The sequence below is a fragment of the Pseudoalteromonas sp. C12FD-1 genome (assembly GCF_037414265.1).
GTDB lineage: Bacteria > Pseudomonadota > Gammaproteobacteria > Enterobacterales > Alteromonadaceae > Pseudoalteromonas.
This window is the reverse complement of the sequence record NZ_JBBEVD010000071.1, coordinates 300,331-321,991: the sequence shown is the minus strand read 5'-3', so window position 1 is coordinate 321,991 and position 21,661 is coordinate 300,331. Positions and strand designations below refer to the sequence as shown.

The 21,661-nt window shown below is 41.5% G+C and carries 24 protein-coding genes; 15 read left to right on the top strand and 9 right to left on the bottom strand.

Annotated features, from left to right (window positions below):
• The first annotated feature begins 43 nt into the window (after nucleotides 1-43).
• Nucleotides 44-475, top strand: a complete 432-nt coding sequence (locus tag WDB87_RS13900) for a hypothetical protein (RefSeq protein ID WP_286248511.1) — start codon at nucleotides 44-46, stop codon at nucleotides 473-475.
• A gap of 63 nt (nucleotides 476-538) precedes the next feature.
• On the opposite strand, the gene WDB87_RS13895 is transcribed toward WDB87_RS13900, so the two are convergent.
• From WDB87_RS13895 to WDB87_RS13885, 3 genes are read right to left on the bottom strand one after another with little or no spacing between them, the layout of a single operon-like run.
• Nucleotides 539-937 (bottom strand): ACT domain-containing protein, encoded by a 399-nt coding sequence (locus WDB87_RS13895; RefSeq protein WP_337850183.1) that lies wholly within the window; start codon nucleotides 935-937, stop codon nucleotides 539-541.
• Nucleotides 938-954: 17 nt separating this feature from the next.
• Nucleotides 955-1,497, bottom strand: coding sequence for a DUF6942 family protein (locus WDB87_RS13890; protein ID WP_337850182.1), 543 nt, complete (start codon nucleotides 1,495-1,497; stop codon nucleotides 955-957).
• Between the two features lies 1 nt (nucleotide 1,498).
• A complete protein-coding gene (locus tag WDB87_RS13885; RefSeq protein ID WP_286248505.1) occupies nucleotides 1,499-1,954 on the bottom strand; it encodes a YaiI/YqxD family protein in 456 nt (151 codons plus the stop codon).
• Between the two features lie 118 nt (nucleotides 1,955-2,072).
• Between WDB87_RS13885 and WDB87_RS13880 the strand changes: the two genes are divergently transcribed.
• The gene (locus tag WDB87_RS13880) at nucleotides 2,073-2,594 is read left to right on the top strand and encodes a lipocalin family protein (RefSeq protein ID WP_337850181.1); all 522 of its coding nucleotides are present in this window, start codon (nucleotides 2,073-2,075) and stop codon (nucleotides 2,592-2,594) included.
• Between the two features lie 235 nt (nucleotides 2,595-2,829).
• Here the strand turns inward: WDB87_RS13880 and WDB87_RS13875 are convergent, their stop codons facing one another.
• Genes WDB87_RS13875 through WDB87_RS13865 form a run of 3 tightly spaced genes read right to left on the bottom strand, consistent with a single transcriptional unit; the run spans nucleotide 2,830 to nucleotide 5,098 of the window.
• Nucleotides 2,830-3,171: a DUF3325 domain-containing protein gene (locus WDB87_RS13875; protein WP_337850180.1), complete on the bottom strand. Its 342-nt coding sequence runs from the start codon at nucleotides 3,169-3,171 to the stop codon at nucleotides 2,830-2,832.
• Nucleotides 3,168-4,763: a PepSY-associated TM helix domain-containing protein gene (locus WDB87_RS13870; protein WP_286248496.1), complete on the bottom strand. Its 1,596-nt coding sequence runs from the start codon at nucleotides 4,761-4,763 to the stop codon at nucleotides 3,168-3,170. The genes WDB87_RS13875 and WDB87_RS13870 overlap by 4 nt, the downstream gene beginning before the upstream one ends.
• Nucleotides 4,760-5,098 carry a hypothetical protein gene (locus WDB87_RS13865; RefSeq protein WP_286248494.1) on the bottom strand — a complete coding sequence of 113 codons (339 nt, stop codon included), beginning with the start codon at nucleotides 5,096-5,098 and terminating at the stop codon, nucleotides 4,760-4,762. The genes WDB87_RS13870 and WDB87_RS13865 overlap by 4 nt, the downstream gene beginning before the upstream one ends.
• Nucleotides 5,099-5,322: 224 nt before the next feature.
• Here WDB87_RS13865 and WDB87_RS13860 point away from each other — a divergent pair, with 224 nt between their 5' ends.
• From WDB87_RS13860 to WDB87_RS13845, 4 genes are all read left to right on the top strand, one after another.
• Complete coding sequence (locus tag WDB87_RS13860; RefSeq protein ID WP_138682757.1) at nucleotides 5,323-5,679, top strand: VOC family protein; 357 nt, start codon at nucleotides 5,323-5,325, stop codon at nucleotides 5,677-5,679.
• Nucleotides 5,680-5,829: 150 nt separating this feature from the next.
• The gene (locus tag WDB87_RS13855) at nucleotides 5,830-6,417 is read left to right on the top strand and encodes a uracil-DNA glycosylase family protein (RefSeq protein WP_337850179.1); all 588 of its coding nucleotides are present in this window, start codon (nucleotides 5,830-5,832) and stop codon (nucleotides 6,415-6,417) included.
• Entirely contained in the window at nucleotides 6,417-7,154 is a 738-nt protein-coding gene (locus WDB87_RS13850; RefSeq protein ID WP_337850178.1) for a phytanoyl-CoA dioxygenase family protein, read from the top strand. The genes WDB87_RS13855 and WDB87_RS13850 overlap by 1 nt, the downstream gene beginning before the upstream one ends.
• 173 nt (nucleotides 7,155-7,327) lie before the next feature.
• Nucleotides 7,328-9,712: a TonB-dependent receptor gene (locus WDB87_RS13845; protein ID WP_337850177.1), complete on the top strand. Its 2,385-nt coding sequence runs from the start codon at nucleotides 7,328-7,330 to the stop codon at nucleotides 9,710-9,712.
• On the opposite strand, the gene WDB87_RS13840 is transcribed toward WDB87_RS13845, so the two are convergent.
• On the bottom strand, nucleotides 9,696-10,625 hold the full coding sequence (locus WDB87_RS13840; RefSeq protein WP_286248482.1) for a LysR family transcriptional regulator: 930 nt from the start codon (nucleotides 10,623-10,625) through the stop codon (nucleotides 9,696-9,698). The two genes, WDB87_RS13845 and WDB87_RS13840, sit on opposite strands and share 17 nt — an antisense overlap.
• A gap of 90 nt (nucleotides 10,626-10,715) precedes the next feature.
• Here WDB87_RS13840 and WDB87_RS13835 point away from each other — a divergent pair, with 90 nt between their 5' ends.
• The 3 genes from WDB87_RS13835 to WDB87_RS13825 all read left to right on the top strand — a co-directional run bounded on the left by WDB87_RS13835 (nucleotide 10,716) and on the right by WDB87_RS13825 (nucleotide 14,505).
• The gene (locus WDB87_RS13835; RefSeq protein ID WP_286248480.1) at nucleotides 10,716-11,522 is read left to right on the top strand and encodes a class II aldolase/adducin family protein; all 807 of its coding nucleotides are present in this window, start codon (nucleotides 10,716-10,718) and stop codon (nucleotides 11,520-11,522) included.
• Nucleotides 11,523-11,642: 120 nt separating this feature from the next.
• Entirely contained in the window at nucleotides 11,643-13,628 is a 1,986-nt protein-coding gene (locus WDB87_RS13830) for an AMP-binding protein (protein WP_337850176.1), read from the top strand.
• A gap of 1 nt (nucleotide 13,629) precedes the next feature.
• Complete coding sequence (locus tag WDB87_RS13825; RefSeq protein WP_337850175.1) at nucleotides 13,630-14,505, top strand: bile acid:sodium symporter family protein; 876 nt, start codon at nucleotides 13,630-13,632, stop codon at nucleotides 14,503-14,505.
• A gap of 64 nt (nucleotides 14,506-14,569) precedes the next feature.
• Here the strand turns inward: WDB87_RS13825 and WDB87_RS13820 are convergent, their stop codons facing one another.
• Nucleotides 14,570-15,478, bottom strand: a complete 909-nt coding sequence (locus WDB87_RS13820) for a LysR family transcriptional regulator (RefSeq protein WP_055013506.1) — start codon at nucleotides 15,476-15,478, stop codon at nucleotides 14,570-14,572.
• Nucleotides 15,479-15,595: 117 nt separating this feature from the next.
• Here WDB87_RS13820 and WDB87_RS13815 point away from each other — a divergent pair, with 117 nt between their 5' ends.
• Genes WDB87_RS13815 through WDB87_RS13795 form a run of 5 tightly spaced genes read left to right on the top strand, consistent with a single transcriptional unit; the run spans nucleotide 15,596 to nucleotide 20,194 of the window.
• Nucleotides 15,596-16,816, top strand: a complete 1,221-nt coding sequence (locus WDB87_RS13815; protein WP_337850174.1) for an acyl-CoA dehydrogenase family protein — start codon at nucleotides 15,596-15,598, stop codon at nucleotides 16,814-16,816.
• Nucleotides 16,817-16,825: 9 nt separating this feature from the next.
• Nucleotides 16,826-17,647 (top strand): SDR family oxidoreductase, encoded by an 822-nt coding sequence (locus WDB87_RS13810; RefSeq protein WP_337850173.1) that lies wholly within the window; start codon nucleotides 16,826-16,828, stop codon nucleotides 17,645-17,647.
• Between the two features lie 12 nt (nucleotides 17,648-17,659).
• A complete protein-coding gene (locus WDB87_RS13805; protein ID WP_055013509.1) occupies nucleotides 17,660-18,733 on the top strand; it encodes a phosphotransferase family protein in 1,074 nt (357 codons plus the stop codon).
• Nucleotides 18,733-19,437: a histidine phosphatase family protein gene (locus WDB87_RS13800; protein WP_286248465.1), complete on the top strand. Its 705-nt coding sequence runs from the start codon at nucleotides 18,733-18,735 to the stop codon at nucleotides 19,435-19,437. Before WDB87_RS13805 ends, WDB87_RS13800 begins: the two co-directional genes overlap by 1 nt.
• A 10-nt stretch (nucleotides 19,438-19,447) precedes the next feature.
• Nucleotides 19,448-20,194: an SDR family oxidoreductase gene (locus tag WDB87_RS13795; RefSeq protein ID WP_337850172.1), complete on the top strand. Its 747-nt coding sequence runs from the start codon at nucleotides 19,448-19,450 to the stop codon at nucleotides 20,192-20,194.
• Between the two features lie 62 nt (nucleotides 20,195-20,256).
• Here WDB87_RS13795 and WDB87_RS13790 read toward each other — a convergent pair whose 3' ends face one another.
• Nucleotides 20,257-20,829 carry a short-chain dehydrogenase gene (locus WDB87_RS13790; protein ID WP_337850171.1) on the bottom strand — a complete coding sequence of 191 codons (573 nt, stop codon included), beginning with the start codon at nucleotides 20,827-20,829 and terminating at the stop codon, nucleotides 20,257-20,259.
• Between the two features lie 193 nt (nucleotides 20,830-21,022).
• Here WDB87_RS13790 and arfB point away from each other — a divergent pair, with 193 nt between their 5' ends.
• Nucleotides 21,023-21,436, top strand: coding sequence for an alternative ribosome rescue aminoacyl-tRNA hydrolase ArfB (gene arfB, locus WDB87_RS13785; RefSeq protein ID WP_273588563.1), 414 nt, complete (start codon nucleotides 21,023-21,025; stop codon nucleotides 21,434-21,436).
• The last annotated feature ends 225 nt before the right edge of the window (nucleotides 21,437-21,661 follow it).

The window sequence follows — 21,661 nt, the reverse complement described above, 5'->3', positions numbered from 1 at the left end:
GCATGCTTACAATCTTCCTATTAAATATTAATAGGGGTTCAACATGAAAAAGTATCTTATCGCGGTATTACTACTCTCAGGCTGCGCATCACAAGGGGTAGATCGGAACAATCAAAACCAAATAGTTAAGCGTTACTACGCATCGGTAGAATCAATGCAACCTGTAACGCTTTCATCTGAAGTAGGCACAGGCATAGCAGCAGGCGCCGGGTTTGGCTTTGTAGATAGCTTAGATGGTAACACTGAAGAAATGCTCGGCGGAGCAATAATTGGTGGGTTAGTAGGAGGGGTATTTACAGCACTATTTGAAGGCGGGAATGACGCCTATCAATATAATTTATACGCTGCCAACGAGGGCGAATTTACTGTAATTCAAAAGCAAAAACTCGATAAAAACACGCAATGTGTAGCCGTAACTGCAGCCGATAAAGTAAAACTTGAGTCTGTAGCGCATCACTTTTGCAGCAATAAATAAAACAAAAGCCGATACTGCAATATCGGCTTTGTTTTTTACCTAAGCAGATCATATTTTTACAAACTAAATATAACCAATCTCACCAAGTGCTTTCATGGCCGCCTGCGCTTTATCTGTTTGTACAAAAATATGGTCGTGATAAAACGCAGCTACTACATTGGCGCTAATATTATGCTCGGTTAATTTGGCCGATACCGCAGCGGTTAACCCTACCGCCTCTAAGCTTGAATGCACATTAAGGGTAATTAAATTATATTTACCCTCGTAAGTAATACCGGCTTTGTCGGCGGTATCTGCATTTAAAATAAGGGTTAGCCCTTCTTCTTCAACGTAACTGGCAAGCGGGTTTAAATGAGCGTAGTCAGCAAGGCTGCCTGCTAAACAACAAAATATATATTCACCTTGTTTAAGCTCGGGGCTCATTGATTTTAATAACGTATTTAGATCTAAAATTCCCGCCATGTTGACTCCTTACATTTTCAATTAGATGTTTTAAGCTTGGCAACTAAATCGCTTAATCGGGCTATTTTAATATTACTTAACTGCCTGTAATCAAAGTACGGGCACACAATAATGTTATTCGTTGTATCAATTGCAAACTCATCGTCGAGCCAATTAAATTGCGCTTTAAGCTTACCTTGTTGAAGTAAGTTTTTTGCATGCGTACGACCAGCAATAATATGTAGCTGGTTTTTATTAGTGCTGTTAATAATGGGTGCACTAAATAAAAGGGCTGTTTTACTGTTATTTTGCAGTAAAAATGTATCGCGATACGCTTGCCAGCTAGCGGCTTGTTTAGCAAAGCTGTAATGTTCGCTCGGTAGCGCAAACAATACTTTAGCGTATACGTTAAACACCTTGCGCCAACCATTTCCACAGTGCTGATTTATGGTATTTATTTGCTCGTTTATTACAGGCTCAATACGTTGCAAGGTTTCAAAATAAGGCATAGGCGGGGCTTTAGCAACATACACGGCTACGCTAAAGGCACGATCACCTAAGCCAATTAAATGCTCACTCACGCTAGCCTGCCTTGTTTTGCGCTAAAATACGGTCAAGGTTGTTGGCAAAGTTTTGGCGGTCAGTTTGGCTAAGCGGTGGTGGCCCACCACTCATTTCTACGCCGCTTGAACGCATAGTATCCATAAAGTCGCGTACGTTTAATAGCGAGCGAATGTTCTCTTTCGTGTAAAGCTCACCACGTGGATTTAATGCTTGGCAGTCTTTATCGATTACTTCGCTGGCAAGGGGTATGTCGCCAGTAATCACTAAATCGCCTTTTTCTGCGCGTTTTACTATTTCGTCATCGGCCACATCAAACCCACTCGAAACCTGTAATCGGCTAATAAACTTTGAAGGCGGAATACGCATTGCATGGTTAGCCACTAAAATAGTTGGTGTTTGCGTGCGCTCAGCGGCTCTAAAAAGAATTTCTTTTATTACCACGGGGCACGCGTCGGCATCTACCCATATTTTCATGCTTTAATCTTTTAATTGCTCTAGTATTTTACTGATCCTATAGCAATTTATTTTAATCGGCTAGCAAACTTTATTTGCTTAGAACCGTATAAACACCATCACTTAAAAAGGAGCTTTCATGAAGGCCATTACGACGATTTTACTTATTACAGGGTTATTTTTACTCACTGCCTGCACAAGTGCACCTGAAGGTATAACCCCCGTTAAAAACTTTGACCTTGAGCAATACAAAGGTAAATGGTATGAAATTGCTCGCCTCAATCACTCATTTGAGGAGGGCATGGAGCAAGTAACTGCCACTTACACAGTTAACGATGACGGTACAGTAAAGGTGCTTAACAAAGGGTATATCACTAAAGAACAAAAGTGGGATGAAGCGCAGGGCTTAGCTAAATTTGTAGAAGGTAGTGACACAGGCCATTTTAAAGTGTCGTTTTTTGGTCCATTTTATGGTGCTTACGTCGTTTTTGAGCTCGACCAACCCGACTACCAATATGCCTTTATTACGAGTTATAACCGCGACTACTTGTGGTTTTTATCGCGCACACCAACCGTTAGCGACCAACTTAAACAACATTTTATAACTAAAGCTAAAAAACTGGGTTTTGCCACAGAGCAAATTATTTGGGTTAAGCAGTAAACACCTTAGCTTTGTAAAGGGGCTTTACAGTTGTTGTGCATGTGATTGTTACAGCTGTAATAAAACCTTCATTTCACTGTAAGGTAAGTTAAATATGTTAGGGCTATATTAGCTGCACTTGCAACGAGACATGCAAGTGTTGGACATACTGAATATCCCCCTATTGTTGGCAAGCTTTATAGCTTGCCATTTTTTTGCCTAAAATTAACTGCATTTGAGATCAGGTTTTTACTAACTAAAGTGCATTTATTACCAATAACAACCCTGATAAGCCAATCAGTAGCATATTTAAAATGCTAAATGGCTTAATTAGCTTATCTATAAAATTATAAAAAATCATTATAATTAATACACTTAAGCTCATGAATCCACAAAACAGTAAAGCGCCGTACCCCTGCTTTGTAGCAACACAAAATATTAAACTTAGTAAAATACTGATCCATGCAACTATTAGCAGTAAATTACTTTGTTGCTGAGAGGGACGCGTTTTGAATACCGTTTTAAAATGCGCAGGTTTTGCCAAAGCAAAACCATTAAAAGCAAACAGACAGAGGCTAAAGCTTAGTAAATCAATCATGCTTTTTGCCTCTTTTTATTATTGGTTAGGTTATTAGCTGTTTTTTTAGACGCGTTAGAAGCAGTACGTAATTTTTCGGTTTGTACTAAAAACAGTATGCTAAATAGTAAAAATAACGCATCGAAAATAAATAACGCCCATTGTTTGTTAAGTAAATAACTCACTATGTTGCCCTGTGTTGTAAGTGCATTTATTGCCGGCACACTCAAACACGCTAACGCATTTATGGCAGCCATTACACGCCATTGCAGTTTATCTCGCTTTAAAAGCGCCATAGCGGCAAGCACTAACCACGCTAAAAAGAACGCCGTTACCTCTTTTTCACCACGTCCGGCTACGGTTGGACCAAGTAACCTATTGGCAATAAAAAAGGCACAGGTTGCCAGTGGTAAGCCCATAATGGTGGCAAGGTTTAATCCTTCTACTAGTTGTAAACCAAATGAGGCTTTACCTTTGTTACGCTCGCGTATACGTTTAGCCCACATTATGCAACCTGAGGCAATCATTACACAGCCAGCAATGCCGCCAAGCACGTATAACCAGCGTAATAAAGGTGTGGCAAAGCGCCCTGTATGCATAGAGTTAAGTGATTCATAAAGTGCTTTACTATTAGTGAGCTCATCGGCCGATTGGTCAACAAGCTCACCCGTGGCACCACTAAATAAAAGCCTTGGCGTTTGATCGCGCAACTCCTTACCAGGGTCTACCAATACAGTAACCGTTGAGGCCGCCATATTAGGCTCGCTTACTCTAACACTGCGTATATCAGCATCTGGCCACTTAGTATAAACCTGATCCAAGATAGTGTTTATAGGGAGCAAATCTGCACTGCCTTGCGCTTTATTAGTCACGTTATTACTAGGTGTTACATCGTTAAAAAAACCACGTACGCCATTGTCGTAGGTTGTTAATGCTGGGTAGGGGAACAACATAAATATAAGCGTAATAATACCTGTGTAGGTAATCATTAAATGAAACGGCAAAGCCAACACCGAGCTTAAATTATGCGCATCTAACCAAGAGCGTGTGCCTTTATTACCCCTAAAGGTAAACATATCTTTAAAAATGCGCTTATGAATTACCACACCCGATATAATTGCCAGCAACATAAAAAAGCTGGCAAAACACACGACCCAACGCCCGGTTATGGCATCTAAATAGTAAAGCTGATAATGCAATCGGTAAAAAAAGTTACCGCCTTTGGTTTCTACAAAAGGTGGCAGTTCTTGCATGGTGTTTGGATTTAACTGGGTATTTACAAATTGGCTGCGTCGCTGTCCCGGCTCTTTAGGTTTTGCATAACCATATACTAAATACGATATACGCTCTTCGGGTAAGGTAATACGCCAACTAGGGGAATTTGCAGCGTGCTGATTTAAGTAATCAAAGCCCTTAATAATTTGCTGCCTTTGCGCAGCCACTCTATCGGTTTGGGCTTGCACATTGTGTATAGCGGGCTGGTTCCACAGGTTTATTTCGTCTCTAAAAAAGCTAACCGTGCCTGCAAAAAATATTGTGTAAATAATCCAGCAAGTAAGTAAGCCTACCCACGTATGTAGCCAGGTCATCGACCTAAAAAAACTGTCTTTCATAGCCAACCCTTAAGTAATGCCAATACAACAACAAAAAAACTTATACTTAGTAAAATACTGATCCAAACAGTTTTTAACGACTTAACAGAAAAAGCATAAATAAACACTGCAGCGTAAATCAAAATACTGATAGACACACACAGTAATACGGCATCTTGTTTGGCAATTGGCAACACAACACTTAATAATGCAATGCTCGCTGAGGTAAACGCATAACCGCCCACTATGGCGATAAAAAAGCGTAAAAATACTAATACCTTGTAACTTCTAGCAATATTTAATAATGCAGCAAGGTTTAACTTAGTCAAAGATGCACGATGCAAGGGTGCCTGCATAATTAACAAATCCTTTATTTAAACATGGAGGATAAAATGAAGGCGCTATTATATAGGCTTCAAATACAAAAGATAGCGATTCTCATTTGTATGATTAAGTAAATCCAAATTAAAATTTAAATAACTTAGTAAAATACTGATCTGGGTAGTTTTAGCATTGTTGATTAGCCAATAGCTTAGGTTTAAAGTGGTAATTACAGGCCAACATAAAGAGCAAAATTATAATGAGCAACCACGAAAAACTAAATTATGTCGAATTTCCAGCATGCGATTTAACAGCCACAAAAAGCTTTTTTACGAACGTGTTTAATTGGCAATTTACCGACTACGGCCCAGAGTACACGGCGTTTAGCGGCCAAGGGCTTGATGGCGGATTTTTTAATGCGCCGCTTAAATCGCTTACTCAAAATGGGGCTGCTCTACTGGTGTTTTACAGTAACGATATTCATGCAACTTATAAAAAAGTCGTGCAGTTTGGCGGTGAAATAGTAAAACCTATTTTTGAATTTCCGGGTGGCTGCCGGTTTCATTTTACAGAGCCCAGTGGTAACGAGTTTGCCGTATGGTCTGAAAAACACTAAGTATTACAGGGGCTACAGCGCTGTTTTAAACAGAGATCACGATTTTACCAACTACTGGCCGTTTTAATTAAAATAAACCGATTTTTTACCAACTCATTGGGTCAAAATGGCCATTTAGAATAAATATTGAGCATTTAAGGCCAAATAATCATGAATACCAGCCAATTAATAGAGCAAGTTAGTAAATGCGTGATCTGCGAACCTCATTTACCTTTAGGCGCACGCCCAGTAATACAATTTAACCCTAACGCCCGTATTTTAATTGCAGGCCAAGCGCCTGGTATTAAAGTGCACCAAAGCGGTAAACCCTTTAACGATGCCAGCGGAAACCGCCTACGCGAATGGCTTGGGCTAACACCTGCTGAGTTTTATAACGCGAATAATATAGCTATTTTACCTATGGGCTTTTGCTACCCGGGTAAAGGTAAGTCGGGCGATTTACCACCTCGAAAAGAATGCGCGCCCGCATGGAGAGAGCAATTACTGGGCGCACTGCCAAATTTAGAACTGACAATAGTGCTTGGTAAATACGCGCAGGCGTATCATTTACCCCACACAAAAAATAAGCCTTTAACCGAGTTAGTAAAATCGTGGCGTGAGTATTGGCCACAATATTTAGTGTTACCGCACCCAAGCCCACGCAATAATATTTGGTTTAAAAAGAATCCATGGTTTGCACAAGGTGTACTGCCAGAACTTAGTAAGCGTGTTGCTGCAATATTAAATAAAGAGCCATAATGAACAGTTATAAATCAAACGGCTATATGCTTGTAAAGGGGCTTTACAGCACCAAAGAGCTAAATAAAGTTAAGTCAATTATTGATGCATTTCATACACAATGGAAAGCTAATAACCGTGAGTTTTATAAATCCCGTGCCATTAATAGCTCAGGCATAACAAATAGTGAGTATTTGACGGCGCAGCAAAACGAGTTTTTATTTAGTTTAATTGCTGATAACAAATTAATTAAGCGTGTAAAGCAAGCGATTAGTGAGCCACTGTTTTTAAACACTCAGTTATTTTTTAATCCCGTTAATGTTACACAAAAAAATTATTGGCATCGCGATATGCAATACCATTTAAATGTGCAAGAACAACAAGCCACGTTAAACGGCCCAGACGTAGTGCACTGCCGGTTAGCCCTACAAGACGAGCCAGGTATTGAGCTTGTGCCCCAGTCACATAAAAATTGGGATACCCCAGAGGAGCTAAATGTACGTCTTGCAAAAAATAATAAACTACCAAGCGATAACTTAACTACAGGTAAAACAATTAAGCTAAATGCGGGCGACTTATTGTTGTTTTCAGCCAATATGATTCACCGTGGCTTATATGGTAAAAACCGCTTAGCACTGGATATTCTTTTTTGCGAAAATGCACCACAGCTTACTGCTTTTATAAATGCAGCAAACACCCCAAGCTCAGCAATAGCAAATAAAACCGCTAATCCACAGGTATTTTTTAACCCGCTCTAACTCCTCACTAAACCTACATAGCCTCGTATAAAACTAAACTTTTTAGCTCAACTATAAATATTACTAATAGTGCTGAATAAATAAACATCACTGTTATTTATTTTAAGAGCCGTCAGTATGAAATAGACGCAAACATATCCAATAAAAATAACCTCAATAATGGAGTTGCAGCTATGACAACTGAACACACACAGTCACACACATGTTTAAATCATGCTTTTTTAAAGCAAAAAGCACTTACTTTATTTACCCTAAGCGCACTCAGTGTGGGCATGGCACAAGCTGCCGAGAATAAAGTAAATAAGAGCGAGCTTGAGACCATTACCGTTACCTCTCAAAAGCGGGTGCAATCACTGCAAGATATTCCTACCTCTATTCAAGCGCTTTCGGGTGACTACCTCGAGCAAAACAGTGTTGACGATTTACTTGCCCTAAGCGAAAACCTACCTAATGTGCATATAACCGAAACCTCAAGCAGTAAACGTATTTTTGTACGCGGTATTGGCTCTGGCACTAACTCAGGCTTTGAACAATCGGTTGCTATGTATAAAGATGGCGTTTATTTAGGGCGCGGGCATCAAGCTAAATTTCCATTTTTAGATATGCAGCGCCTTGAGCTTATTAAAGGTCCACAGTCGGTTATGTTTGGTAAAAACGCCACAGCAGGTGCCTTTAGTATGGTTTCAAATTCACCTACAGATGTACTTGAAGGCAGCGTATCGGCAGAGTTTGGATCAGATAACGAAAAGCGCTTTACAGGCGTTATAAATATTCCTATTCATGACGATTTAGCCGTTCGAATTGCTGCGTTTGATCATTCTGTTGATGGCTTTTTATATAACCAAGCTCGTCAAACCGACGAGCAATCTAACGATTCATCAGGCGCGCGTTTATCAATAGATTGGCAAATAAACGATGATATAAACGCATTATTTAAATGGGAACACGGTGAGTTTGAGTCGCACGGTTCGCGCTACCAATACATTATTGATACGCCAAACCGAGATTTACAAATAGCTAATGACCCTACTAACCCAGGCAATGTAGGGTATCGCTCACTTTTATTAAGCGATAACTCGGGCCTAGATTACACAAGTTCAGTATCGGGCGATGGCCACCCCGGTGGGCTTAATGAACAAAGTAAAACCACCCTTGATAACGCATCACTTAAGTTAACGTATAACCATGGCGAATACGAATTTACCTCCGTAACCACGTATAGCGAGTACGATTGGGACTCAACCTTTGACGCCGACTTTTCTGAAATCCCGCTTATAAAACAAGACTACTTAGAAAACTATAACCAGTTTACGCAAGAGTTGAGAGTAAGCTCGCCAACAGGGCGCACGCTTGAATACGTTGCGGGTATTTTTTATATGAGTAGCGAGCTTAAGCACCCAAACGATATTTTATTTGGCGCATCGTTACTTATTCCTGATTTAGTGGGTACATCACTGGGCGTAAATGCGCTGTTTGATCAAGACCAACAAAGCTACTCAGCATTTACCGCCCTTACGTGGAATGTAAACGCGCAATGGCGCGCTAATTTTGGCCTGCGTTATCAAAAAGAAGAAAAAGAAGTGAGTAGTATGCAAAGTGTATATAGCGAATTTGAGCCCAATACACCGCAAGCAGTACAACAATTTGCCAATGCTGCCGCGCCCACTATTGCGGGGCAACTTTCGGGCGCGGGGGTACATAACCTTAACGCTAAGCGAGATGAATCGCACTTATCACCCAATATTAGTGTGCAGTATTTAGGGCTTAACAACACGATGTTATTTGCAAGCGCAGGCATAGGTTACAAAGCCGGTGGCTTTGATGGCTCGGGCTTAAACGGCTCGCAAGGTAATATAATTGATGAAAACTCAGGCTTTGAGTTTGACGATGAAAAAGCCACAAATTTTGAATTTGGCATAAAAGCCGAGCCAATTAAAAATATATTAGAAGTAAACGCCACACTGTTTTATACCCTGTACGATGACTTACAAGTATCTGAATTTAATGGTAATGCATTTGTAGTTAAAAACGCTGCCAAAACCAAGGTAAAAGGAGTTGAATTAGACTCGCGCTGGGCAATAAATCAAAGCTGGCAGGTATCGGCAAATCTTGCGTTACTTGATTTTGAATACGAGCAATACGCTAGTGCCTCACCAACGGTTATGCAAAGCGAGCTACTTGGGCAAGCATTTCAAGATTTAACAGGAAAAACTGGCGCGTTTGCGCCCGATTACTCAGGCAATATAGCAATTGATTACAATACCGAGGTGTTTTCAAACCTAACGTTAAGCAGCAATTTAGCGCTTAACTTTAGTGACGATTACTTTTTAGAGCAAGATCTTGATCCAATAGCCAAGCAAAGTGCTTTTAAGAAACTTAATTTACGCGTAGAACTGGGTAGCAGTGAAGGGAATTGGTCGGTGTCGTTATTAGCTAAAAACCTAACCGATAAACAAACCTTTTCGCAGGCCAATGATGTGCCAGTAATTAGCTATGCTCACCGCTTTTTATCAGAGCGTGGGCGCAGCTATCACGCACAATTTAATTACCGCTTCTAAGTTTTTCAGCAGGGATAAGCTGCTGGGCTAAACCTAGCAGCTTCTCTCGCATCCAACTATTTACTAAATCGTCATTGGCTTGTTCGTGCCAGTACATATGCACGGGCATTAACGGCACATCAAACGGCAAACTAGTTACATGCACGGGCATTTGCTCTTTTAATACTTGCGCGTACGAGTTTGGCATGGTCATTATCATGTCGCTTTGGCTAATCACTTTAGTCGCCGCAAAATAGTGTTCACATTTAAGCACCACATTGCGCGCAAGTGCATGCTTTGCCAACGCCATATCTATAATATCTACCTGCGCCCCTTTTAACGACACCAACGCGTGCGACGCCTTAGCGTAATTTTGTACGGTTAAATCATTTAATATTGGGTGATCGTGCCTACATATCAGCGAAAAGTGTTCATTACAAATAAAGGTGTTTTTTATATGGTTGCTGGTAGGGGTAAGCACATCAATCACTATATCGAGTTCTTGGTTTTCGAGAGATTTTTCCATATCAACATGGGACACCTGCCGGCTGTTAATCGTGATATTAGGAGTGTTTGTAAGTAAATCGCTCATTAGTGGCGGAAAAAATATCGATTCTAAAATATCTCTAAAGCCAAATTTAATTTCGCGCTTAAACGCGGCTATATCAAAAAGCCGCTCGTTGTTCATGGTGGCCTCTAATGCCTGCACCGATTCAATCACTTGCGCTATTATTTTTTGGCAAAAAGGCGAGGGCACCATACGCCTACCGTGGCGAATAAATAAGGGGTCGTCAAACTTTTCTCTAAGGCGAGAAAGCGCATGGCTAACAGCCGGTTGCGTTAAGTGAAGTTTATCGGCCGCACAGGTAATACTGCCCTCTTGGTATACCGTTTTAAGTATTACAAACAGGTTTAAATCTATCTTTCCATGCATAGTATTTATGTTTAACCATTAATTAACATCACTTCTATTTATCATAAGCGAGACTAAACTAAAGTCAACAGAGTTTAATTTAGGATTATTATGAGCAATACACTAGAGCAACAAGCCGCAAAAATGACCATAGGCAGCGACAAATTTAAACTTATTATGCCGCCTAAATTTAACACCCTAGAAGAGCAACGCACCTACGAAAAACAACGCCTAGCCGCGGGCTTTAGAGTATTTGCGATGTACGGTTTTGACGAAGGGCTTGCAGGGCACATAACGCTTCGCGACTGCATAGAGCCCGATACTTTTTGGGTAAACCCCGTAGGTATGCACTTTGCGCATATTAAAGCGTCAGATCTCATTAGGGTTTGCCACAAAGGTAATATTATTGAAGGCAGCACACCGATTAATAATGCCGCGTTTGCTATTCATTCACGTATACATATGGCGCGCCCCGACGTAAACGCAGTTGCCCATGCACATACACGTTATGGCCGTGCGTTTTCGGCATTAGGTGAGCTTCTTAAACCTATTTCGCAAGATGCCTGCGTATTTTACGAAAACCACAGTGTATTTGATGTATTTAGCGGCGTAGTAGCCGATAGTGAAGAAGGCGATATGATAGCTAAATCACTCGCTGACAACTGCGCTGTTATTTTACAAAACCATGGTTTGCTTACCGTTGGCTCATCGGTTGATGCCGCAGTTGCCAACTTTGTATTGCTAGATAGCTGCTGCCAAAGCCAGTTATTAGCACAAGCCGCTGGCAAGCCTAAGCTTATCTCGCACGAGGTAGCGCTACATACTAAACAAGCCAATGGCTCAGAGCTGGTTACATGGGGAAATTTTCAGCCCATGTATCAGGTCGTTGCCGCAAAAGACAATAGCTTTTTAGATTAAAACAGTGGCACTTAGTTTTTGCTAAACTAAATTTTGCGCGGTAGCTGCCCACACAGCACAGCCGCGTTTAAACACCATGCACACACAACACACACATTATAAAAATACGTTGAGGGTTTTATGACTATAACAACAATTAAAAACCATGCCGATGTTGGCAATTTAAACCTTGCTGAAATATCCCCAGAGCAACTGCCTCGCTCTACTTATCATGCCATTTTACAGTCGGCAAAAAAATTTGGTGATGCAACCGCTATTGAATACATTTTAGATGGCGACTGTATTAACCCATCGCAAATTCCATTTGCTAAAAAGCTTATTCATCGCATTTTGATGACCTTTAAAGGCAAAAGCTTTGCAAATCCGCACCGTAAAATGAGCTACAAAGCGCTCGCCAATAACGTAACAGGGCTTGGCAATGCATTGCACTCGTTAGGCATAACAAAAACCGATGTAACCTCGCTGGTGTTACCTAACTTTCCTGAAACCTATGTATCGCTTTGGGCAGCAGAGGCCGCTGGCATTGCAAACCCAATAAACCCATTGCTTGATGAGTCCATAATGAAAGAAATTATGATCTCTGCTAATACCAAAGTCATTATTGCTCTAGGCCCAGTACCAGGTAGCGATATTTGGCAAAAAGTAATGGCAATTAAAGAGCATATACCCGGCCTAAAAGCCGTTATTAGCTTATTTGGTGACGACATAGCGTGCTCGCAAAACAATAAAGTACCGGTGTATGGGTTTAAAAAGTTACTCGCGGCGCAAAATACCCAAACAGCTAATTTTACTGTGCCTGAGCAAAGCGATGTGTGCGCGTATTTTCATACGGGCGGTACCACCGGCTTACCAAAACTTGCTAAGCACTTACACTTAAACCAGCTTACCAATGCAGGGCAGGTTAATTTACTTTCGCCGGTAAACGCAGGCGATACCATGTTAGTTGGCTTACCTATATTTCATGTAAATGCAGCGGTAGCAACGGGCATAGCCTCGGTAATGAAAGGCTGTAAAATTTTACTCGCAAGCCCGTCAGGCTTTAGAGGTAAAAACATCATTCAAAACTTGCTTACCCTAATTAATAATTACGATGTAGCGGTTATGACCGCGGTACCTACGGTTTATGCAGCTATGGTTGAGCAAATTACTTCGCAAAAAATGACTGTACCACCGCTTAAAATGAAGTTTGCTATTTGTGGTGCTGCGCCGCTTTCATCTGATTTACAAGCCCTGTTTACTAAACTCACCAACACCCCACTGGTAGAGGGTTATGGCTCAACTGAGGGCAGTTCGGTAAGTACGTTAATGCCTGTAAACCCAATTAATAAAGAGGCGTCTGTAGGGCTGCCAATACCCGGTATTACGCTTAAAATTGCCGAAATAAACGAGCAAGGCACACTTGTAAAAATGTGCGATACGCACGATGTTGGCGAAATAATAATAACCGGTAATAATGTATTTCCTGGGTACGTAGAAGATGCACATAACCAAGGTGCATGGGTTGTTGATGAAAACGGCCAACAGTATTTTAGAACCGGCGATTTAGGTAAAATAGACGAGAGCGGCTATGTATCATTATGCGGTAGGCAAAAAGAGCTAATAATACGCGGCGGGCACAATATAGACCCTAAAATGATTGAAGATGCCGCAACCAAACACCCAGATGTAACACTTGCAGCCGCCGTGCCACGCCCCGACAGCTACGCAGGCGAAGTGCCGGTACTTTACGTAACGCTAAGCCCAAATAGTACGCTTAATCTTAATGAGCTCACCGAGTATGTTAGCACCCACATACCTGAAAGAGCAGCAATACCGAAAGAAATTTATATAATTGATGAAATACCGCTAACTGCCGTAGGTAAAATTTATAAACCCGAACTGGTTTGCCTTGAAATAAAACAAACCATAACAGATGCACTTAACGAGCATTTAAAAAACAAAACCGTGCAAATAAATGTGTTTGCTGATAAAAAGTTAGGCATAAAAGCCACAATTTTAGTTAAAGAGGATGAGTTAAACGCGCTGCAACAACACATAAAAACGCTGCTAACCCCATACTCATTTAACTACGAAGTGCTGGCATTAAAAACAACAGAGGCCGCCTAATTTGAACGCATCATTTTTAACAGAAATCATACTCCCCCTCGCGCTTGCCCTTATCATGTTTGGCATGGGGCTTGGGCTTACACTTGACGACTTTACGCGGCTTTTTAAAAAGCCCATAGCAATTGCTATGGGCTTAGTGGGCCAAATTATTGCCATGCCGCTACTGGCTTTAGGTTTGTGTTATTTACTTAATTTACCCACGCCTATAGCAATAGGGTTAATGATTTTAGCCGCTTGCCCTGGCGGTACTATGTCGAACGTTGTAAGCCAGCTGGCAAAGGCTAATTTAGCGCTGTCGGTAAGCTTAACCGCGGCCTCAACTGCTATTAGTATTATTACCACACCGTTTATTATTGGCTTTGCCATGCACCAATTTGCCCCGCAAATTGATGCTAATTTTTCTATATTAACTACATCACTTGGGCTATTTGTCATTACCTTAGTGCCTGTAGCTATCGGCGTAAGCTTGCGCCATTTTAAAAGCGAATTTGCGATTAAAAGCGAGCCATTTTTTAGGCGTTTTTCGTTATTTTTTATGCTCGCCATGATAGCCGCACTCGTAATAAAAGAACGCGCATTATTGCTAAGCTCGTTTAACGATGTATTTTGGGCGTGTATAGCCCTTAATATTGGCTCAATGGTCATTGGTTTGCTCATAGCAAAACTCTCAAACCTAAACCTTACCGATTCGCTAACACTTGGGATTGAGGTAGGGATTCAAAACGCATCATTGGCTATTTTAATTGCTATAAGCTTTTTAAATAAGCCCGAATACGCAGTAACAGGCGGCGTATATGGCCTTGCCATGTTTATAGGCCCGCTGATATTAATTGCTGCGCTAAAAATTAAAAACAAGCGCGCACAAATTACGTTATAACCCTTAAATAATGCTTACAAAACGCCAAACCTAGCCCGCTAAGTTTGGCGTTTTTTTGTATCAATTAACGCTTAAAAATGTTTTCTACTTGGCTTCGTAGCCACATTAGTGCCTCGTCCTTATCGGTGTTTTGGTGCCAATATAAATGCTGGTAAATAGCAGGCATAGTAGTAGGTACTGACCGTGCTATAAGCGACTCATCAAGCAATTGACTGGCAACCAATGAGGGCAAGGTGAGCAAAAATGGCGAGCTTTTAATAACCTCTTTAGCTGCAAAATACGTTTGGCAGCGCATGGCTACCTCGCGGTTGAAGCTCAGCTGCAATAAAGCTATGTCTTCAATTACGGTGCCGGTGGCTCTGTTTGAAACCGCTACATGTTTAGCGCTTAAGTAATTTTCAATATTTAACTCATTTTTTAGTGGGTGATTTTTTTTCATTAATACACAAAAATGATCGCTAGAAAGCACGGCATGACTAATCGGCGCTTTTATTGGCCGTGCTACATCTATGGCCATGTCAATTTGATGATTAGCCAATTGTTTGTGCATGTCGTCGCGGTTTAGTTTAACGCTTGCAAGGCTAGCGTTAGGCGCGTGTTTTGCAATTATTAACTGTAATTTTGGCAGCACTATGGGCTCAATGGCATCGTGCAGGGCAATTTTAAATGTTTGCGCTGTGGTAGCTAAGTCAAAATCGCCACAGGCTTGCAGTACTTGGCGTAACTTTTCGAGTAAATCTATTAACTCGGGTGCCATACGCTGGCACGCAGGGGTTGGTACCATTAGTTGCCCTTGGCGCTCAAATAACGGATCGTTTAATACACTGCGCAAACGTTTTATAGCATGGCTTACGGCAGAGGGCGTTATGTATAGCACCTTTGCGGTTTCGCTCATGTTTTTTTCGCGGTAAAGGCACTCAAAAATTTTAAGTAAATTTAAGTCTAACTGCTGAATATTTTTAGCTTCAATCACGGTTTATCACCCACATATTATGAATTTGATTCACAGTACTTTGGTAATATATTTCATTTAATTCATTGGGGCGAATGTTTTATGCTGGGTTAACTAAAAAATAATCAGGCAACCCTAATGAATTTTGAACCAAGTCAAAAAAGCCAAGACTACCTAAAGCGTGTTACCGCCTTTATGGATGAACACGTATTGCCAATTGAGCAAGCGGTAGTTGCGCATAACCATACTAAAAATAATTCAAACGATTGGACTACTTGGCAGCTAAGTGAGCACATAGAGCCATTAAAAGCGAAAGCAAAAGCAGCAGGCCTGTGGAATTTATTTTTACCCGATACAGAACTAGCACAAGGTTTAACCTGCCTAGAATACGCCCCTATTGCAGAGCAAATGGGTAAATGTTTATTTGCCTCAGAAATATTTAACTGTAACGCCCCCGACACCGGCAATATGGAAGTACTTTATCACTTTGCAAATGATGAGCAAAAACAACAGTGGTTAACGCCTTTATTAAATGGCGAAATACGCTCTGTATTTGCCATGACCGAGCCCGATGTCGCCTCGTCAGACGCAACAAACATGCAAGCAACTATTGATACTGATGGCGACGAGCTGATTTTAAATGGCAAAAAATGGTGGACCACCGGCCTTGGCCACCCTAATGCGCAAGTGGCTATTTTTATGGGGCTTTCTAACCCCGAAAACGATAAACACAGCCAGCACTCCATGGTACTTGTGCCATTAAACACGCCAGGTGTAAAAATTAAACGTATGCTAAGTGCCTGTGGCGATTATGATGCGCCATATGGCCACGGCGAAATGGAATTTAATAACGTACGCGTACCAAAACAAAACCTTATTTTAGGGTTAGGCAAAGGTTTTGCCATTGCACAAGGGCGCTTAGGGCCTGGGCGAATTCATCATTGTATGCGCGCAATTGGCGCAGCAGAGCGCTGTTTAGAGCTCATGATTAAACGCGGGCTGTCGCGCAGCGCCTTTGGTAAACCGTTACTTAAATTAGGCGGCAATTTAGAACGCGTTGCGCAAGCGCGTATGGCAATAGATCAAGCCCGTTTATTAACACTGCACGCCGCATGGAAAATAGACACTCAAGGCGTTAAACACGCCATGACCGAAATATCGAGTATAAAAGTTGTAGTGCCCAATATGCTGCAAATGGTGTCTGATATGGCCATACAAGTATTTGGAGGCGCTGGGGTATCGAGCGACTTTCCTATTGCCTCGTTTAATGCAATGGGGCGTATTTTACGCCTTGCCGATGGCCCAGACGAAGTACATATGGGCATGGTTTCACGCCTCGAACTTAACAAATACCGCTAAGGCAACACCATGAAAACACGACTAATAATAACAGGTGGGGCCACAGGCCTGGGCAAAGCATTAGCGCTTAGTTACGCGAGTAATTTGGGCGCAAACTTACAAATTTGTATTGCCGATATAAACGCCGAACGTGCAGCCATAACCATTAGTGAGCTACAAACACTAAAAGCCGATGCCTTTTTTTACGCCTGCGATGTAACCAAACAAACAGATGTAAAGGGGCTTTACGATATTATACAAACCAAATGGAAAGGCGTTGATATTGTTATTAATAACGCCGGCGTTGCCACTGGCGGCTCGCTTGAGGGCGAATCGCTTGAGCAATGGCAGTGGATTATGGACGTTAATTTGCTCTCTATGGTGCGGGTGTGCAAAACGTTTTACCCGCAATTTAAGCAACAAGGCAGTGGCTACTTTATTAATATAGCCTCACAAGCAGGGCTGACCCCTATTCCGTTTATGAGCAGTTATAACACAGTAAAGGCGGCGGTTATTGGCTTTAGCGAAACCCTAAAACTTGAACTCGCCCACGATAATATAGATGTAAGTGTTGTGTGCCCCAGCTTTTTTAAAACCAATCTTGATGAATCAATGCGCACCAGCGAACCGGCTATGAAAACTATGCTTAACCGCGCCTTTGAGCGCTCACCCATTAATGCCGAGCAAGTTGCAGATATTATTTATAAGCAGTCACTTAAACGCCCATTTTTAATATTGACCCATAAATTAGGTAAACAGGCCTTTTTAATGAAAAAACTACTCCCCATTGAGTGGTACATTAAAAACATGCTGAAAAAAACACGCTCTATGCAACGTTTAAAATCAAAATAATAAAGGCTAACAATGAACACACAATTATTAGATCAAGCCAAAAACGTACGCCAAGGCGAAGAGCTCGACACCCAAAAAGTAGATGCATGGCTTAAACAACACATACCGCAGTTAACTGGCGAGCCAAGCGTTACACAATACGCAGGGGGTGCCTCTAACTGGACATACTGCCTAGAGTATCCTAATCAATCCCTTATTTTGCGCCGTGCCCCAAAAGGCACAAAAGCCAAAGGCGCGCATGATATGGGTCGCGAGTTTAAATTACAACAAGCACTAAAACCGGTTTACAGCTATGTGCCAAACATGGAGGCGTTTTGCGCCGATGAAAGCATACTCGGCACCGACTTTTACGTTATGGAAAAGCTTACGGGGATTATTCCGCGTAAAAATTTACCGCGCGGATTAACGCACACTCCCGAGCGCACAAAACAGCTGTGCGAAAACGTACTCGACTGCCTAGTAGAGCTACACAAAGTAGATTTCAAACAGGCCAATTTAAGCCATTTAGGCAAAGGCGAAGGCTACACACAGCGCCAAATTAGCGGCTGGAGTGAACGCTACACTAAAGCTAAAACATGGAACGTACCCAGCGGCAAAAAAGTAATTAAATGGCTTGAAAACAACATGCCAAGCCATGAGCGCATTTGTATAACACATAACGACTTTAGGTTTGATAACGTTGTGCTTGATGCAACCGACTACACGAAAGTTCTGGGTATTTTAGACTGGGAGCTTGCCACCCTTGGCGACCCATTGATGGATTTAGGCAATACATTGGCTTACTGGGTAGAACCCGGGGATGACTTTTTAGCCCAAGCCACGCGCCGCCAACCTACCCATTTAGAGGGCATGCTAACGCGCAAAGAAGTCGTGGCCTACTACTGTAAAAAAATGGATATAACCGTAGATGATTTTACCTTTTACGAAGTGTATGGGCTATTTAGGCTTGCAGGCATAGTGCAGCAAATTTATTACCGCTATCACCATGGGCAAACAAAAAACCCCGCGTTTAAAAACTTTTGGGTGTTTGTACATTACCTTTTATGGCGCTGTAATAAAGCCATTAAAAACCAAGGAAAAGCCTAATGTGTATTTTATATTTAGTGCGCCACGGACAGGCCAGCTTTTCTGCTGATAATTACGATACGCTCTCAAAAAAAGGGCAACAGCAAGCCACATTACTTGGTGAGTACTTAATACAAAAGCAGCTAACGCCCGATGTGGTATTTGCAGGGAGTATGCTGCGCCATAATCAAACCGCAGAGTTAAGTTTAGCAAGTGCTAATAATGCGCCTGTGGTAATAAACGATGCGCGTTTAAACGAGTACGATCATGAACATATTTTAGCGGTTTATAATCCAGCACTTGCCACTCCAAGCCAAGTGCGTGCTGCACTAAACAAACAAGCCGACCCTATGGAATATTTTAAAACGGTATTTATTAGCGCCATTAAGCAGTGGGTACTCAACCCCGACAGCACTCAATATAGCGAAAGCTTTAATGCATTTACTGCACGTGTATTGGGTGCCCTTGAGCAAATAGCCAATGAAAACCATGGTAAAAAAGTGCTTATTTATACCTCTGGCGGGCCTATTAGCATTATTACCAGCCATTTAATGGGGCTAAAACTCGAGCGCTTTATTGATATTAATTGGAGCTTAGTCAATGCAGGCGTAACCAAAGTAGTGGCGCGCGGCAAAGGGGTAAATTTAAAATTAACGATAAGTAGTTTAAACGAGCATCACTTTTTAGAGTGCCACCCACAACAAAAATTAATTACATACACCTAAGGATTTAATTATGCGCAAAAATATACTAATAACAGGTGCAAGTTCAGGCTTAGGCAAAGGCATGGCAAAAGAGTTTGCAAAACAAGGCTGTAACCTTGCCTTATGTGCACGGCGCTTTGAGCTACTAGAGCAGCTAAAAAGCGAGCTTGAACAGGTAAACCCCAATATAACCATTAGCATAAAAGTGCTTGATGTTAACGATCACGAGCAAGTGTTTAGCGTATTTAACGCCTTTAAAGAAGAGCTAAACGGCCTTGATAGAGTAATTATAAATGCAGGTATGGGCAAAGGCGCTTCTATTGGTACAGGTTATTTTAATGCCAACAAACAAACCGCACAAACTAACTTTGTAGCCGCACTTGCGCAAGCTGAGGCCGCAATGGAAATTTTTAGAGCGCAAAATAATGGCCACTTAGTGACTATTTCGTCTATTAGTGCGGTGAGAGGTTTTAGGCGTGCCATGACCGTTTACGCCGCCACTAAAGCAGCCATTACCTCATTAAGCGAAGGTATACGCATAGATGTAATGCATACGCCTATAAAAGTAAGCTGTGTACACCCAGGTTTTATAAGAAGCGAAATAAACGAAAAAGTAAAAACAGTGCCATTTATTGTTGATACCGAAACCGGCTGCAAAGCACTGGCAAAAGCCATAAATAAAGAAAAAGCCAACAGCTTTGTGCCAACTTGGCCGTGGGCATTGCTGCATTGGATTTTACGAATAGCACCGCTTAGTACAATTCGTAAAATGTCGTAATTATTAAATTTTGGCATTAAAAAAGGTGGCAAATGCCACCTTTTCAGTAAAAATTCACTTAATTACAGTAGTGCAAAAATCTTTTGCAGCTGTGGCATATACTCGCCCACAAGCTCAAGGTTATTTTCGCTTACTAGTGGGTCAGTAGATTCTTCTGCTGCGCTTGACGCTTTACCAAACGCACCCATTAGTGAGCTAGCATCACTGCTTTTAGCACTTTTAAGGCTTTGTAGGCCACCCATTACTTTATTTGCTGTTTCTTGGTTTTCAGCAGAAAGACCCGATTTAAGGTTTTCGATGTAAGCCATAGATACTTCAGAACCCACAGAAACTAATTCTTCAGGCGAAAAACCGTAACGGTTTGTCACACTTGCAAAGCTTTTGTATAGGTCTTGTTCTTTGATCATGTTTAGTGCGCTGTTAGCAAGAGAGCTTTGCTCTTCAACGCTTTGATCGGCAGAGCCACCTAGCATGCTTGCTAAATCAAGGTTTTTTAACGAATCTTGGCTGCTTGCCCAGCTAGAAACAGCCGGCAGTGCTTTCATGTAGCTTTGTAACTGGCCTTCGCTAATGTCTTCTGCAAGGCTTGAAAAACTCATTGCTAGTAAGCTAAGTGATAAAATTATTTTTTGCATTGGGGATTTCCTATTATTTAATTAAAGCCATTAAAAACTAAATGTAAGCGCTTGCCAATACAAAACTAAAGTATTAGGTGCATTTAAACTACAAAGTAGTATAAATACTTTAACCCCCTATAACTTAAGCTGATTCAGCACAAATATAGTTACAAATGTTATACTGCATTTTTGTCGATAAGAGCTGAACGTAATGTTAACTATTTCAAATACTGTCACTATAGATGAGTGGGAACTAGAGCTAACCGCTATTCGTTCGCAAGGTGCCGGTGGCCAAAACGTTAACAAAGTAGCCAGTGCTATTCATTTACGCTTTGATATTAACCGCTCAAAGTTACCCGACTTTTACAAAGAGCGACTATTAAAACTAAACGACTCGCGCATTACAAAAGAGGGCGTAGTGGTAATTAAAGCTCAAAGCTTTCGTACCCAAGAGCTTAACCGCGAGGATGCACTAAAGCGTTTAAAAGATTTAATTTTAAGCGCAACCAAAGTAAACAAAGCCCGCCGCGCAACTAAACCAAGCCGTAACTCGCAGCGCAAACGCATGGATAAAAAAACCAAACATGGGCAAACCAAAGCCCTGCGCGGAAATATTAAGTTTTAATAAAAGTTTGGGGTTATAAGTTTAAATTACTTGTAGATGCGAAACTTTTTTGCGTGATGAGCTATTAAAAGCTTCGCTTTTCGCGCGAGCAAGCTCTGCGCCTACGGCATAATTCTAACCTTGAGTTTAAATTACTTGTAGACGCGAAACTTGTTTGCGTGATGGGCAAGGCCCATAAACAAAGTGCCGTTAATTTAGCAAAGCCAAATAGGTGCAAGCGTGTAA

Coding starts and splice junctions, on each gene's coding strand:
- WDB87_RS13900 (WP_286248511.1), top strand. CDS start 44: ATGAAAAAGTATCTTATCGCGGTATTACTACTCTCAGGCTGCGCATCA.
- WDB87_RS13895 (WP_337850183.1), bottom strand. CDS start 937: ATGGCGGGAATTTTAGATCTAAATACGTTATTAAAATCAATGAGCCCC.
- WDB87_RS13885 (WP_286248505.1), bottom strand. CDS start 1,954: ATGAAAATATGGGTAGATGCCGACGCGTGCCCCGTGGTAATAAAAGAA.
- WDB87_RS13880 (WP_337850181.1), top strand. CDS start 2,073: ATGAAGGCCATTACGACGATTTTACTTATTACAGGGTTATTTTTACTC.
- WDB87_RS13875 (WP_337850180.1), bottom strand. CDS start 3,171: ATGATTGATTTACTAAGCTTTAGCCTCTGTCTGTTTGCTTTTAATGGT.
- WDB87_RS13870 (WP_286248496.1), bottom strand. CDS start 4,763: ATGAAAGACAGTTTTTTTAGGTCGATGACCTGGCTACATACGTGGGTA.
- WDB87_RS13865 (WP_286248494.1), bottom strand. CDS start 5,098: ATGCAGGCACCCTTGCATCGTGCATCTTTGACTAAGTTAAACCTTGCT.
- WDB87_RS13860 (WP_138682757.1), top strand. CDS start 5,323: ATGAGCAACCACGAAAAACTAAATTATGTCGAATTTCCAGCATGCGAT.
- WDB87_RS13855 (WP_337850179.1), top strand. CDS start 5,830: ATGAATACCAGCCAATTAATAGAGCAAGTTAGTAAATGCGTGATCTGC.
- WDB87_RS13850 (WP_337850178.1), top strand. CDS start 6,417: ATGAACAGTTATAAATCAAACGGCTATATGCTTGTAAAGGGGCTTTAC.
- WDB87_RS13845 (WP_337850177.1), top strand. CDS start 7,328: ATGACAACTGAACACACACAGTCACACACATGTTTAAATCATGCTTTT.
- WDB87_RS13840 (WP_286248482.1), bottom strand. CDS start 10,625: ATGCATGGAAAGATAGATTTAAACCTGTTTGTAATACTTAAAACGGTA.
- WDB87_RS13835 (WP_286248480.1), top strand. CDS start 10,716: ATGAGCAATACACTAGAGCAACAAGCCGCAAAAATGACCATAGGCAGC.
- WDB87_RS13830 (WP_337850176.1), top strand. CDS start 11,643: ATGACTATAACAACAATTAAAAACCATGCCGATGTTGGCAATTTAAAC.
- WDB87_RS13815 (WP_337850174.1), top strand. CDS start 15,596: ATGAATTTTGAACCAAGTCAAAAAAGCCAAGACTACCTAAAGCGTGTT.
- WDB87_RS13810 (WP_337850173.1), top strand. CDS start 16,826: ATGAAAACACGACTAATAATAACAGGTGGGGCCACAGGCCTGGGCAAA.
- WDB87_RS13805 (WP_055013509.1), top strand. CDS start 17,660: ATGAACACACAATTATTAGATCAAGCCAAAAACGTACGCCAAGGCGAA.
- WDB87_RS13800 (WP_286248465.1), top strand. CDS start 18,733: ATGTGTATTTTATATTTAGTGCGCCACGGACAGGCCAGCTTTTCTGCT.
- WDB87_RS13795 (WP_337850172.1), top strand. CDS start 19,448: ATGCGCAAAAATATACTAATAACAGGTGCAAGTTCAGGCTTAGGCAAA.
- WDB87_RS13790 (WP_337850171.1), bottom strand. CDS start 20,829: ATGCAAAAAATAATTTTATCACTTAGCTTACTAGCAATGAGTTTTTCA.
- arfB (WP_273588563.1), top strand. CDS start 21,023: ATGTTAACTATTTCAAATACTGTCACTATAGATGAGTGGGAACTAGAG.